This window comes from Myxococcus qinghaiensis, from assembly GCF_024198215.1.
In the GTDB taxonomy this organism is placed as follows: domain Bacteria; phylum Myxococcota; class Myxococcia; order Myxococcales; family Myxococcaceae; genus Myxococcus; species Myxococcus qinghaiensis.
Genome location: NZ_JAKCFA010000011.1, coordinates 162,838 through 176,280 on the forward strand (window position 1 = coordinate 162,838; position 13,443 = coordinate 176,280).

9 protein-coding genes are annotated in these 13,443 nt (G+C 68.0%); 6 read left to right on the forward strand and 3 right to left on the reverse strand.

Annotation, left to right across the window (positions count from 1 at the left end):
- Positions 1-7 precede the first annotated feature (7 nt).
- On the forward strand, positions 8-1,279 hold the full coding sequence (gene murA / locus LZ199_RS22040) for a UDP-N-acetylglucosamine 1-carboxyvinyltransferase (protein ID WP_253995708.1): 1,272 nt from the start codon (positions 8-10) through the stop codon (positions 1,277-1,279).
- 149 nt (positions 1,280-1,428) lie between these two features.
- A complete protein-coding gene (locus LZ199_RS22045; protein ID WP_253995709.1) occupies positions 1,429-1,818 on the forward strand; it encodes a zf-TFIIB domain-containing protein in 390 nt (129 codons plus the stop codon).
- A gap of 27 nt (positions 1,819-1,845) precedes the next feature.
- Here the strand turns inward: LZ199_RS22045 and LZ199_RS22050 are convergent, their stop codons facing one another.
- On the reverse strand, positions 1,846-2,685 hold the full coding sequence (locus tag LZ199_RS22050) for a discoidin domain-containing protein (protein ID WP_253995710.1): 840 nt from the start codon (positions 2,683-2,685) through the stop codon (positions 1,846-1,848).
- A gap of 177 nt (positions 2,686-2,862) precedes the next feature.
- On the opposite strand from LZ199_RS22050, the gene LZ199_RS22055 reads away from it, so the two are divergent.
- The 3 genes from LZ199_RS22055 to LZ199_RS22065 all read left to right on the forward strand — a co-directional run bounded on the left by LZ199_RS22055 (position 2,863) and on the right by LZ199_RS22065 (position 10,345).
- Positions 2,863-4,821, forward strand: a complete 1,959-nt coding sequence (locus LZ199_RS22055) for an ABC transporter substrate-binding protein (RefSeq protein WP_253995830.1) — start codon at positions 2,863-2,865, stop codon at positions 4,819-4,821.
- A gap of 493 nt (positions 4,822-5,314) precedes the next feature.
- Complete coding sequence (locus LZ199_RS22060; protein ID WP_253995711.1) at positions 5,315-8,560, forward strand: ELWxxDGT repeat protein; 3,246 nt, start codon at positions 5,315-5,317, stop codon at positions 8,558-8,560.
- A gap of 399 nt (positions 8,561-8,959) precedes the next feature.
- The gene (locus tag LZ199_RS22065) at positions 8,960-10,345 is read left to right on the forward strand and encodes a hypothetical protein (RefSeq protein ID WP_253995712.1); all 1,386 of its coding nucleotides are present in this window, start codon (positions 8,960-8,962) and stop codon (positions 10,343-10,345) included.
- Positions 10,346-10,417: 72 nt separating this feature from the next.
- Here LZ199_RS22065 and LZ199_RS22070 read toward each other — a convergent pair whose 3' ends face one another.
- Both LZ199_RS22070 and LZ199_RS22075 read right to left on the reverse strand, forming a co-directional pair.
- Positions 10,418-11,062, reverse strand: a complete 645-nt coding sequence (locus LZ199_RS22070; protein WP_253995713.1) for a hypothetical protein — start codon at positions 11,060-11,062, stop codon at positions 10,418-10,420.
- Positions 11,063-11,818: 756 nt separating this feature from the next.
- Entirely contained in the window at positions 11,819-12,415 is a 597-nt protein-coding gene (locus LZ199_RS22075; RefSeq protein WP_253995714.1) for a glutathione S-transferase family protein, read from the reverse strand.
- 37 nt (positions 12,416-12,452) lie between these two features.
- Here LZ199_RS22075 and LZ199_RS22080 point away from each other — a divergent pair, with 37 nt between their 5' ends.
- Positions 12,453-13,421, forward strand: a complete 969-nt coding sequence (locus LZ199_RS22080; RefSeq protein ID WP_253995715.1) for a LysR family transcriptional regulator — start codon at positions 12,453-12,455, stop codon at positions 13,419-13,421.
- Positions 13,422-13,443 lie beyond the last annotated feature (22 nt).

The following is a 13,443-nucleotide window of genomic DNA, read 5'->3' on the forward strand; positions in this document are numbered from 1 at the left end:
AAACAGCATGGACAAGATTGTCATGAAGGGCGGCGCCGAGCTGCACGGCGAAGTCGTCGTCTCGGGCGCGAAGAACGCGGCGCTGCCCATCCTCGCCTCCGCGCTGCTGGCGGATGGCACCTCCACCTTCCGCAACGTGCCGGACCTGGCCGACGTGGCCACCATGCTCAAGGTGCTGCGCACCATGGGCTGCGACGCGGAGCGGCTCACCGCGCGCAAGAAGGACGTGTGCGAGGTGGGCGTCAACGGGGCCATCACCCCGGAGGCCCCGTACGATTTGGTGAAGACGATGCGCGCCAGCGTGCTGGTGCTGGGCCCGCTCGTCGCGCGCTTCGGCCGCGCGCGGGTGTCCATGCCCGGCGGGTGCGCCATCGGCGCGCGCCCCATCGACCAGCACCTCAAGGGCCTCAAGGCCCTGGGCGCGGACATCCACCTGACGGAAGGCTACGTGGAGGCCCGGGCGAAGCAGCTCAAGGGCGGCACCGTCAACTTCGACGTCATCACCGTCACCGGCACGGAGAACGTGCTGATGGCGGCCGTGCTGGCCAAGGGCCGCACGGTGATGGAGAACTGCGCGCGCGAGCCCGAAATCGAGGAGCTGGCCCGGGTGCTCAACAAGATGGGCGCCCGGATTGAAGGCGCCGGCACCTCCATCATCACCGTCGAAGGCGTGGAGGGCCTCACGCCCGTCGACCACGCCATCCTCCCGGACCGCATCGAGGCGGGCACCCTGCTGGTGGCGGCCGCCATCTCCGGCGGCAACGTGCTGGTGAAACACGCCGTCCCCGAGCACCTGGACGCCGTCATCGACAAGCTGCGCGAGGCGGGGTGCACCCTCACCGCCGAGGCCGGCGGCCTGCGCTGCAAGGCCCCTCGCACCCTCCACTCGGTGAACATCACCACCACCGAGCACCCTGGGTTTCCCACCGACATGCAGGCACAGCTCATGGCGCTCATGTGTGTGAGCCATGGGACATCCGTCATCAGCGAAAACATCTTCGAGAACCGCTTCATGCACGTCCCGGAGCTGCACCGTCTGGGGGCGGACATCACCATCCAGGGGCACACCGCGGTGGTGAAGGGTGTGAAGACTCTCAGTGGAGCGCCTGTCATGGCCACGGACCTGCGGGCGAGCGCTTCGCTCATCCTGGCGGGCCTGCGCGCCGAGGGGCGCACGGACGTCAGCCGCGTCTACCACCTGGACCGGGGCTACGAGCGGCTGGAGCGCAAGCTGCGCGCCCTGGGAGCGGACATCCGGCGCGTGAAAGCGAAGGCCTGAGGGATTGAGGGCCACGGGGCCGGACGACCCCAGACGGCGCGTTGCCAACAGAAGCGGCAACCTGGGTTGCATCCCAAATTTCGCACGACCTATCATTCTCCGAACCACTGGGGACGCATGTCCCCCATTGAAGGAGATTGACCCGCGCCATGGATTGCCCCAGCTGCAACGTCGAGATGGTTGATCTCGAGGGGGATGACCAGACGTTGCGAAAGTGTGGAGATTGCGGCGGACTGTGGATTGACGTCGCGGACCTGAACCGGGTCCTCCTCCACAACAACCTCACCGGGCTGGAGAGCCAGGGCGGTAAGGTAGATGCAGAGGCGTTGACCGGCCACTGCCCCGAGTGCCAGGTCGACCTCGTTCGCGTGAATGGTGGCGACCGCCAGCATCCACTGACCTACGACACCTGCGAGTCCTGCGGCGGCATCTTCCTGGAATCCGAGTTCAAGGATGCCACCAGCGTGAAGGTCGCCGTCGAGGAGATCATCGCGTTCTTCCGCCACTTCGGTGGCAAGAAGAAGGCGGCCGCCCTCTAGACGGCCAGCCGGACAGTCGCCTCCGGTTCAGGGTTGGCCGCGGAAGGCGCGGCCCCACTCCTCGGCCACCGCGCCGTCGAGTTCCAGCGTGGCTCCAGCCGAGGTGGCCCCTTCCGGGGCGGCCTTCTGGAGGCGCACCGTCACCTTTCCTCGCCCTGGCACCTCCAGCGTGAGTCGGGAACCGGACAGGGCATAGCTGCCCGTCACGGTGCTCGGCTCACCATCCTCCAGCGGCTCGTGGGTGAAGCGGTACGTCCCGTCGACGAAGATGGACAGGAAGCGCTCCGGGGCGCCGGCCATGCCGCTGAACCACGTCCCCAGCAGGGGCGCCAGCCGCGCGTCGTAGCGCAGGCGGGGCGCCAGCCACGTGCCGTTGAGCGCCTTGCCTCCCGAGTAGAAGATCAGGTCGGTGACGCAGACCGGGGCGCCCTCGTCGGCGCCGGGGAAGCGCTCGGCCACCTCCAGCGTGAAGCGGTTGCCCGTGAGGGAGGGGCTGATGGGGACCGCCTGGAGGCCGCGCTTGTCCTCCACCTTGAGGCTCTTGGCGGAGTCCACGCTGGTGAGGGTGAGCTTCTTCGCGCGGGCGTGGGCCTTGTACGCGGCCTTGTCCGTCCCATCGCCCGTGTAGACGCGCACCTCGTCGATGGTGACGACGTCCTTGAAGCCGATGGTGACGGGGGCCGGGGTGGCACCGGTGGCGCACCACGCGGTGGTGTCGCGGCCGTCGAGCAGGTGGAGGGGCGAGTAACGCTCGGGCTGACGCTCGCGCTCCAGGTAGTCGGAGGCCTGGGCATACCCCGGCGGGGCCGTGGACGCGGCGGGAGCGGCGGTGGAGAGCAGCAGCAGGGCGAGGGGGAGGCGGCTCATGGCCCCATCTTGGATCGCTCCACGCGGGTGGCTCCAGTCCCTGGCCAGGAAGGCCGTGCCGAGGGAGGCCAGAGGTCCACCTTGCTACACGGATGAAAGCACGGGCCCGGGTGTTGGGGTGCTTGACACCCGGACGCCGCGAGGAAGTGATGCGGCCCGATGCGGAGAGAAAACGTGATGCGACGCTGGGGGTGGGTCTGTGTGCTGGCCGCGACGCTGGTCGCCTGCAAGGACGACAAGCCGAGCGAGGTGCCCGACGCGGGGCCCGTGGAGACGGGGCCTTCCGCTCTCACGGAGCAGGAGCCCAACGAGCGGCCCGAGCAGGCCCTGGAGCTGACGCGGGACAGCGTCGTGACGGCGGACCTGGCGGCCCAGCCGAACAAGGCGGACGAGGACTGGTATCGGCTCGCGCCCCCTGCCCCCCGCGTGGCGGACGTCACCGTGTCCGGGTTGCCCGGCGGAGACATCACCCTGGAGGTCTATGACCGGGACCGCAACCGGCTGGCCGCCATCAACAGCGAGGGCGATGGCAAGCCGGAGCGCTTCCCGAACCTCTACGTGGAGGGCGAGCGCTGGCTGCGCGTGGCCCCCGCGCGCAAGGGCGTGGGCGGGGCCTACACCCTCACCGTGAAGATGCGCGCCGCGAACGACGGCGAGGAGCATGAGCCCAACGACAGGGCGGTGGACGCGATTGCGCTCCCCCTGGGCCAGACGGTGACGGCGTTCCTGGGACACGCGGGCGACGAGGACTGGTACCGGGTGGAGCTGCCGGAGACCGCCGCGCCCACGAGCGCGCCCGCGGGCAACGACGCGGACTCGGGTGCCGGGGGCACGGCGCCCCAGGGAGCCTCGGCTCCGGGTGAAGCACCCGCGGAGGGAGCGACGCCGCCTCCTCCGAGCCCCGTGCCTGGCTCGGAGAGCGGCGCGGCCACCGGGACGCCCGAGGAGGGCGCGGCTCCGTTGGAGACGCCCCCCTCCCCCACCGGCACGTTCGGTGGGGGTGAGCCTCCCGCCGCGCCTGTCCCGGAGACGGGCGTGGCGCAGGTGACGGACGCGGGAGTGGCGGCGCCTCCGCCCGAGCCTCCCTCGGTGGCGCTGAAGATCGACCTGTCGGCGGTGGAGGGCGTGCGGCCGGAAGTCTCCGTGCTGTCCGCGGCCGAGGCGCCCCTGTTCTCGCTGCGTGGCAAGGAGGGCGAGGCCCTGACGCTGCGCAACATCGGAGTGCGCGCGACGGACCGGGTGGTCTACGTGGTGGTGAAGGGCGGCTGGACGGGGGCGGGCAAGGAAGCGCGCCGCACGTTCAACGCGGGCACGCCGTACACGCTCACCGTGACGCAGGAGGAGGCCGGGGCGAACGCGGAGCTGGAGCCCAATGACGAGCTGTACAAGGCCACGCCGCTGACGGCCGGCGGGTACCGCGAGGGGTTCCTGGCGCCCAAGGGTGACGTGGACCACTTCGTGCTGCGCACGACGGAGCCGGTGCTGGCGAAGGTGGAGCTGTCCGGCGTGGAGCGCCTGGACCTGGTGCTGTCCATGGTGGAGCCGCCGCAGGGTGACGGGCAGCAGGAGACGGTGCTCCTGCGAGCCAATGACGGCGCAGTGAAGGAGCCCGAGCGCCTCAACAACGTCTCGTGCACCGGCGCCTGCTACTTCCGCGTGGAGGGCGCGTCGCGCAAGGTGGAGGGCAAGTGGGTGAAGGACTTCGAGAACGCGGAGCAGCCCTACCGAATCACCGTCACCACGGTGCCGGACAACGGCGGCGAGGAGCGCGAGCCGAACAACACGGTGGAGCGCGCGCAGGAGCTGACGTTGGGCAAGGCGGTGCGCGGCACGGTGTTCCCGGTGAAGGACACGGACTACTACCGGGTGGACCTGTCGGACCGGCCGGTGCGCACGCCGCTCAGGGCGACGCTGCTGGGCATCCTGAAGGTGGACGTGGGCCTGTACCTGCACCGCGTGCAGCCGGACGGGAAGCTGTCGCTGGTGCAGACGGCGGACCGCGCCAAGGGAGACCAGCCAGAGAGCATCCGCTTCAGCGCGGAGCCCGGCGTCTACATCTTCGAGGTGCGTGACGCGAAGAACCGCGAGGCCAACTTCCAGGACTCGTACCAGCTCACCGTCGAAGAGGGCGAGTAGTCGAGGCGGAGGGACACGCGCGGGACGGTGGTCTTCTCGCGCGCGGCCCAGGGCCGACGGGGAGAACACCTCCCCGTGGAGGGGGCGGGTTCTTCCATGACAAACGCTGGTGGGCCCTGGGCTTGAAGTACGAGGCCCCCTTGGGTCGTCTCCGCCGACTTCGTGATGGCAGACGTCTGGGATTACTCCTTCTCGCACGCGGAGCGGTGAGAGCCGAGGACTCGGCGTCATGTTCGACGCGATGAAGAGCGGTGGGCTCGTCACGCGCGCGTCAATTCACGAAGATGCGCGCATGAGACCGAATGGAGCGCTGTGGGGTGCGCTGTGGGTGTTGGCGGGGAGTTGTAGTCCGGTGATGTCGGAGGGCGGGGTGCCGGTCGAGCGCAACTCACCCGAGCTGGAATCACAGCTGCAATCACGTCCGGACTCCTGGCCAGCATATCCGGTGAGAGATATTGGCGAAGTGCCCCTGGAGTTCCAGGAGCGTCGCGCCATGCCTTGGACATATACGTATCCCGAGTACGCCACGGAGGTGATGCTCTTCGCGGCGGCCCGCTCTCCCTACGGAAGAGAGCTTTGGGTCAGCGACGGAAGCCGGGAAGGGACCCGCGTGATGAAGGACATCGCGGTCGGCCCTGACAGCGCCTACTTGGGCGACGCGACAGTCCTGGGAAGGAACCTGCTCTTCCTCGCGGGGGACGGACCTTATTTCCCAGGAGGAATCGCCGCGGACATGGCCTTGTGGAAGACGGACGGCACGGAGGAGGGCACCGTCCGGGTGAAAGAGCTGCTGACAGGAGAGGAGTACGGAAGCTCGGCGGTGTTCCCGGGCTTCGGTTTCGACGACCAGGCGCTCCTCGTGGTGAATCGCTCTCAAGGGCAAGGCGAGCTCTGGGCCACGGATGGAACGCCCGGGGGGAGTCACCTGCTGACAGACTCCTCGGGGAGCGCGAACAGGGTGAGATTCGGCAGCGGCTCGTTCGAGCTCGCGGGCGTGAGGTACGTCACCGCCTTTCAGGCCGGCGTGCCGCGCCCCCGTTTGTGGCGGACCGATTTCACTCCCGCCGGCACCTCGTTGGCCCTCCTCGGCGAGACGCCCTATTCCATGCAGACGTTCGTGCCTGTCGGACAATATGCCTACATGTTCGCGTCGGATCCCACCCACGGACACGAACTCTGGCGAATGGATGGAACGGATACGGGAACGACGCTCGTGAAGGACATCTACCCGGGCCCTCTCAATGGCATCCCCAACTGGCAATACACCGGCATGCCCGCCAGCAGTTCCATGGTGCGAATCGACGGCACCCTCTACTTCACGGGAGTCGATCAGGAAGAGAACGTAGAGCTCTGGAAGAGTGACGGGACGGAAGCGGGGACGGTGCTCGTGAAGGATATCTGCCCGGGCACCACGGGGTCCTATCTCCACTCGTTCCGGAACATGAATGGCATCCTCTACTTCGTGGCGACCTCGGGCTATGTGACGATTCCAGGCCCCACGGAAGACGACCCCACCACCACGCTCTGGGACACGGAACTGTGGCGCAGCGACGGCACGACGGCGGGAACGTACCAGGTGAAGGATATCAACCCAGGCCCGAGACGCGGCGTGGTCGGCGGCCTCACGGTCGTGGGCCCCCACCTCTACTTCCAGGGACGGACGCCCGAGCACGGTGTCGAGCTGTGGACCAGCGACGGAACCGAGGAAGGGACCTTCATGGTGAAGGACGCCGCGCCCGGTCCGCTCGACTCGATGGCCGAGGTCGCGGGTTGGGATGACGGGGGCATCTATTTCTACGCCGACGTGGATGGGAACGACCGCACCCACTCGGGCACCTGGCTTTGGGTGACGGACGGGACGCCGGGTGGCGCGGTCCCCGTGAAGCATGTCACCACGGCCTCCACTCCATCGCATCCGCAGCACCTGACCGATGTGGATGGCACCCTCGTGTTCTGGGCACAGGAAGGCACGCCCGACACGTTCCGACTCTGGAAGAGCCAGGGCGCACGCAGTGGGACGGTGCGAATCTCCGACCTGGATCCGGGCGGAAAGGTCACCTCCGAGCAGCGTTTCGCGCTGACGGCGTTCCGCAGCCGCGTGTACTTCACGGCCCGGGACGGCGCGGCCTGGACCATCTGGTCCTCGGGCCTCACGCCGGGAAGCCAGACGCGGGTGACAGGGGGCGAGCTCGTCGGCTCGCCCGTGGCCCTGGGCGAGTGGCTGTACTTCCTCGCGAGCGCCGATGGCGCCGTGGCGCTCTGGCGGGTCGGCGCGGCGGGAACAGGCGCCGAGCGTGTCGCCGAGTTGGGAACCGCCAGCGGCAAGCGCTTCGGTCCGCTGGGGACTTTCGGCGGCTCGCTTGTCTTCGGCGTGGGCTCGGGCCTTCAGTCCACGCTGTGGAAGAGCGACGGGACGCCCGCGGGGACGGGGCCACTCCGGGCCATCCACGCGCTGGGCGACATGCCCGCGTTCTCCTTCGTCGAGTCGAACGGGTCGCTCTATTTCCTGGCCTCGTCGACGACGGCCAACGTCCGAGACCTCTGGAGAAGCGATGGAACAGCGGAAGGGACAGCGCCCGTCACCTCCTTCAACACGTCGTCTGATATCAGCCGCCCTGCCCTGTCGCTCATCGGCGGACGCCTCGTGGCCCACGTCGAGGGGCGCATCTGGGCGAGCGATGGCACGGCGGCGGGCACGGTCGCCATCAGCCCTTCGGGCCTCACCCTGTCGGGAGAACGCCCCGTGGTGGCTGGCACCCTCGCCTACTTCACCGCGAAGGATGACACCACCGGCTGGGAGCTGTGGAAGACGGACGGCACCGTGGCGGGAACGACCCTGGTGATGGATGTCCAGCCCGGCCCCACGGGCTCCAATCCCGAGCAACTGCGAGCCCTGGGGAACCGGCTCGTGTTCTCCGCCTGGGATGGCGTGTCGGGCTTCGAGCCCTGGACGACGGATGGGACGCTGGCCGGGACTCACAGACTCGCGGATGTGCAGCCCGGGGACCCAGGTTCGACGCCACGGTCCTTCATGCCCGCCGGCGACCACCTCTACTTCACCGCCGACCTGGATGAGCGAGGACGTGAGCTATGGGCCGTGGGCCCCGAGCACTTCGACACAGTCCCCCCTTCCATCACCTGCCCGGCGGACGTGGTGGTGGACGCGGGAGGCCGAGCCAGGCGCTATGTCGAATTCGGCATGGCGGAGGCATGGGATGACGTCTCCGAGGTCGAGGTGACCTCGTTGCCCCGCTCCGTCACCCGGTTCACCGTGGGGACGACGCCCGTGGTGTTCACCGCCCGGGACGGCGCGGGCAATACCGCGACCTGTGAGATGCGGGTGACGGTGCTGGGCCCTCCCTCGTCCGAGGATGGAGGCACCACGCTTCCCGACGCGGGAGCGCATACGCCCGACTCCGGTCCGGAGGAAACGGACGCGGGAGAGGAGCCTTCCGACGCCGGTACCGTGTCCCCGGACGCGGGTGACGTAGTCCCGGATGCAGGGGCTGTGTCCTCCGACGCGGGTGACGGAGTCCCGGATGCAGGGGCCGTGTCCCCCGACGCGGGCCCAGGTGGGGCTGATGCGGGACACGAACCGGACATCACGCGCGACGAGCCGAAGGGCGGCGGATGCTCCACGAGCCCGACGGGCCTCTCACTGCTCTGGGGCTTGCTGTTCCTGATGGGAGGCCCCTTGCGACGTCGACGGGCCGCGCGCGGCCACGACTCCCCGCACTAGCCTCATCAACCCACCACTCCGACGGGCGCCTCGCACGGGCGCCCGTCTCAAGGACCACGGGACTTGAACCCGTGGGCAGGGCGATACGATAGGAAACCTCAAGCGGTTCTTGTGCCGCCCCATCCCGTCTTGTCCCGTTCTCGGCCCCGCTGGAGGGGCAACACTGGGGCACGGGCATACGTGAGACCGCGGTCGGCGGGCCCGCGTGGAAAGGGCGGCTCGGCCGGTGGCTGTGATTCCACGAGCCCCGCGCTGACGGCGTGGCTGCGCTTCCTCCCCATCCCCACCGTCCTCCGACGGCATGTCACACCAGTGTCGCCACACAACTGAGACATGCCGCGTCACGCTTGCGTCAGGCGCATATGCTATCCCCCGGAATTCTTCACTTGGAGGAAACACATGAGGTTCCGCAATTTCGCGCTCGCCTGTGCTCTGTCTCTCGGAGTCACGGCCTGTGGCAGCACGTCCCCCGACGAGTCGCCAGTCGTCCCTGTCGAGGAGACGGGCGTCTCCACCGCCGCGGCGACGGCCACCCGCATCTACGCGTACGAGCCCACCGGCACGCACGAGCTCAGCTTCGAGACGCTGGGCACCTTCGAGACGCGCAACAACCGCCGCGTGCTCGTGATTCGTGGCACCACCAACCGCTACATCCGCGATGTCTTCAGCTTCGTGCCAGATGACGCCTTCGGCACGGCGAGCGTCATCAGCGAGCGGCGCTTCGAGGTGGTGCTGGAGGAGGGCCACGAGCTGAACACGATGCTCTCCGGCCTGCCGCTGCTGGTCTCCATCGACACCTTCACGGGCTCGCCGACGCGATACTACGCGCAGATCATCCTCGCGCCCCGCTTCTTCGACTTCCGTGGGCCGAACTCCATCTCCGTCTTCGAGAACGTCGATCCGGTCTACGTGCGCAACACGGCCGGCACCGAGTCCCTGATGTACCGCGGCCGGGTGGACTCGGCGGCCACGTCGCTCACCGTCACCGCGCCGGACGGCGTGCCGACGGTCTCCCGCGTGGACGCGGACACCTTCAACCTGGACTGGCGCTACCCAGCCGTGCACCAGGCCGTGGACCCGCACACCATTCCCCTCACCTTCACCGCCGCGCTGAACACCGGCGCCGTGGTGGACGAGACGGCGCGCCTCGTGGTGCGCGTCACCGGGCTGGCCATCAGCACCAACGACGACCCGTACAACACGTGGCCGTCCCCCGCCTGCCAGCCGTCCGTCTACACCTGCTACCACTCGAAGCCCGCGGGCACGCTGGACTTCAGCTCGTGCGGGACCTACCGCCAGGTGCAGCGCTGCACGTACGCGAGCGCCTGCGAGGTGCTCCCCGGCCAGCCGCTGTCGCTCACCGAAATTGGCTTCCCGCCCCCGGCGCACGCGCTTCAGGCGCCCGCCTCCGCCTCCTTGGCCACGACGTGGTACGGGCAGGTCGGCATCGACGCGTACAGCACCCCGGAGTGCCCGGCCACGCCGGTGACCATCCAGGCGGTGGTGGACCACCTCCACGAGACGATGCAAGAAGTGCTGCCGTTCGATTGGGGCGAGGCCACCGACCGCGCAGGCCTGGTGGACAGATACTTCTTCGGCGCGAGCAACGACCCGCTGCTCGCCGCCATCGACGCGTTCGCGGGCGGTGGCCCCATCCAGGCGTGGTTCGGCTGGGAGGAGCTCCCCTGCCACAACTGCCACAGCTACGCTGAGTACGGCGTCCTGTACTACCCGAACAGCGGCAAGGTCATCGTGCTGAAGAGCTACCACGGCTACGACTGGTGATGAGCTCCCGCCCGGGCCGCTCCCCAGCGCCCGGGCGGCCCAGCAGGACCGGGCCCTGGAGGACTCCGCCCGTCAGTCGGTCTGGCCGACCGCGCCCCGGACGGCGTCGGCCAGCTCACGCACGGGATTCAGCAATCCATACAGCTCGATGGTGGTGCGAGGGACGGCAATCACCTCCACCGTCAGGACACCGTCCTCAATGGAGAAGGTCTCGAAGGCGCGGGCCAGGTTCAGCAGGGGCTGCCGCATTGCCGCGCTGAGGAGGACGGCGCGGGCCTTGGGAGTGACGTTCCTCAGGTCCAATGCATTATCAAGGCTGGCATCTCCAATCTCCTCGTCCTTCACGCCAAACATCGTGAGAAACGCGTCACCCAGCGTCTGGGGCCGGATGGTCACCCCGCGCGGAAAGCCATCACCCAGACCGTGCCGGATGATGGTGACGATGTGGAAATGCCTGCCGAAGCCCCGGTGCTCGGTCTCCACGGAGATCGGCCGCCCGGCGAGGCGGCCCTTCATCTCCATCGTCCCCGCGGAGTACATGAACCCGGACCTCGCGAAGAAGGACCAGTCGCGCGTGTTCGCGAAACCCTGCCAGGCCTGAAGTTGCTGCTTCCAGTGCTGCCAGCGGACGTAGCCGATGAGGCTCGCGACCCCCAGGCCGACTCCGAAGACGCTGGAAAAGATGCCGATTTGTATCCCGGTCATTCCCGTGAGCATCCCTGTTCGGCCCGTCTCCGCCAACCCCTCCGCGCGGCCCCCGGACGGGACGCTGCGGGGCAACCTCTCCAGGACGGCCAGGAGGGACCCTCCAGTTTCACGCCGCCCCGGCCAACGGGGCCGGAGGGCCACTCCTTTCAAGCGGACTCACCCCCGTCCGCAGGCGAGCACCGGGCGATGGAGACATGATGCGGTGAATAGGGATGAAACGACGCAAGGACGCTCCAAGGCATCCTTGATGCGAGGTATCGGGGGGACGTCGAGCCATCCGGGCCTGGGTCCCGCGCGACTGGATGGCTTCACGACGCCGCCATTCGTCTGACGGAGCGCGTCGGCGTCGTGACGCTTGGGGACGAACTGGACAGCGTCGTGAGGGAGTTGCGGGTTTGACCCTTGACGCACTACACAAACGACATCGAGCTGTGATTCCGAAGACTGCGCACCGGTTCAGCGCCTTGACGTCTGATTACACATGTCATTCACTCCTGCGCTCCAGCCACGAGAGGCCATGCTGGGCCTCGCGAGACTGGAGTTCACGCTACACACCCAGGAGTAGACCATGCAGATCAAGACCAAGGTGCGCGGTGGTCCTCGTAGCTGTGGCGGTCCGATCATCTACCCCGTTCCCGGCCCCTACAATCCCAGCAACCCGTACGAGCAGATTCCGTAGCACCGCCCGCACCTGATGAGGTGCGGCAGGCTCGAGTCGCCAGCGGGCGGTCCATTCGCCTGCTGGTGATTTGTAGCCCTGGGCTGTCATCCCGAAACGGCGCGCCTGATGGCGGGGCGGCGGGTCTGGCGCAGGACGTAGTCGACGAGCCTCGGATGCCTCTCAAGGAGCTTCACCGTGTTTGCCAGGTGAAGGATTGACGCCAGGACCACGTCGGCGGCGGTGAAGGCGGCACCCACGATGAACTCCCTGCCACCGAGCCGGGTGTCGATGACGGTGAGCACGGCATCGAGCCGGGCGAGCTGCGTCGAGAGGTCGGCCTTGTTCTCGTCGGACAGTTGGGCATTCCGGTAGTGCTCCAGCACCAGGGGTTCGAGCGTCACCTCGGCGAACAGCAGCCATTGGAGGTAGGGGCCGCGCTCGCTCGACGCCGGGGGCGGTGCCAGACGCTTCTCTGGATACCGGTCCGCCAGGTAGAGGCAGATCGCCGGTGATTCGAACAAGGTGACCTCCCCATCCACCAGGACGGGAACCTCCCCGAACGGGTGCAGCGCCAGATAGGCCGAGGTCCGGTGCTCCTGCTTCGACAGGTCGAGCTTGACCAGCTCGTAGGGAATTTCGAGCTCCTCGAGCAACCATCGGGGACGTGTCGCCCGGGTCCGGGGCGCGAAGTAGAGCTTCATGTGAGCACTCCTGCGACGGGAATCAGTGGCTGCCACCATGTGGGCTGGACAGCTGTCGGACAATGCGCTCACGCCTGGACTCTTTGTCAGGCTAGCCTTGACGGCGATGATCTCTCCGGCCGACATGGTTCTCTTCGCGGCAGTGGTTCGCGAAGGCAGCTTCAGCGGAGCCGCGCGACAGCTCGGCATCACGAAGCAGACCACCAGCGAACGCATCGGGAAGCTGGAGAAACAGCTCGGGGTGCGGCTCCTGGAGCGAACCACGAGACGACTGCGGGTCACCGGTTCTGGAGCGATGTACTTCGAGCGCTGTTCCGCCATCGCCGCGCAGATCGACGAGGCCAACAAGGAGGTGCAGCAACAGCAGGTGGAGCCAGTCGGCCTGTTGCGGATGTCCTCGCCGATGCTCTACGGCCGCCGCTACCTGGCTCCGGTGGTTTCGAAGTTCCTCGGCCGCTACCCCAAGGCGCGGATTGAAGTGGTGCTGGCGGATCGCCGCATCAACCTCATCGAGGAGGGACTGGATCTCGCGATTCACATCGGACCGCTCGACGACTCGTCGCTCGTCTCGCGCAAGCTCGGAGAGGCGCCTGTCTACTGCGTCGCAAGCCCTGGGTATCTATCGAAGCATGGGGTGCCGCGAGCCCAGGACCTTGCCTCCGCCCGATGCGTCGGCTTCAGCGCGTTCGAGACCTGGCAGGTCGCGGGGGTGAAGTCGCGGATCGACCCGGTGCTGATTGTGAATGACCTGGAGGTCGCGTGTGAGGCGGCCCTGGCCGGCGTCGGAATCGCGCGTGTTCCAGCGTTCCTCTGCCGAGATGCCGTGCGTGACGGTCGACTGAAGGTCGTCTTCGGTCCCAAGCCAGCGATGGTGAGAACCGTCTACGCGCTCTACCCGAGTCGGCTGAACCTCCCCGCGAGGGTCCGGCTCTTCGTCGATGCGATGGCGACCCTGGTCGAACCCATGTTGTCGCTGCACGGACCTTCGCGGCGAAAGCGCTCGTGACGGGATGGGCTGAACCTGACAG

Bases quoted from the DNA above. Each gene is read 5' to 3' on its own strand.
- murA (WP_253995708.1), top strand. From the start codon at position 8: ATGGACAAGATTGTCATGAAGGGCGGCGCCGAGCTGCACGGCGAAGTC.
- LZ199_RS22045 (WP_253995709.1), top strand. From the start codon at position 1,429: ATGGATTGCCCCAGCTGCAACGTCGAGATGGTTGATCTCGAGGGGGAT.
- LZ199_RS22050 (WP_253995710.1), bottom strand. From the start codon at position 2,685: ATGAGCCGCCTCCCCCTCGCCCTGCTGCTGCTCTCCACCGCCGCTCCC.
- LZ199_RS22055 (WP_253995830.1), top strand. From the start codon at position 2,863: ATGCGACGCTGGGGGTGGGTCTGTGTGCTGGCCGCGACGCTGGTCGCC.
- LZ199_RS22060 (WP_253995711.1), top strand. From the start codon at position 5,315: ATGCCTTGGACATATACGTATCCCGAGTACGCCACGGAGGTGATGCTC.
- LZ199_RS22065 (WP_253995712.1), top strand. From the start codon at position 8,960: ATGAGGTTCCGCAATTTCGCGCTCGCCTGTGCTCTGTCTCTCGGAGTC.
- LZ199_RS22070 (WP_253995713.1), bottom strand. From the start codon at position 11,062: ATGCTCACGGGAATGACCGGGATACAAATCGGCATCTTTTCCAGCGTC.
- LZ199_RS22075 (WP_253995714.1), bottom strand. From the start codon at position 12,415: ATGAAGCTCTACTTCGCGCCCCGGACCCGGGCGACACGTCCCCGATGG.
- LZ199_RS22080 (WP_253995715.1), top strand. From the start codon at position 12,453: ATGTGGGCTGGACAGCTGTCGGACAATGCGCTCACGCCTGGACTCTTT.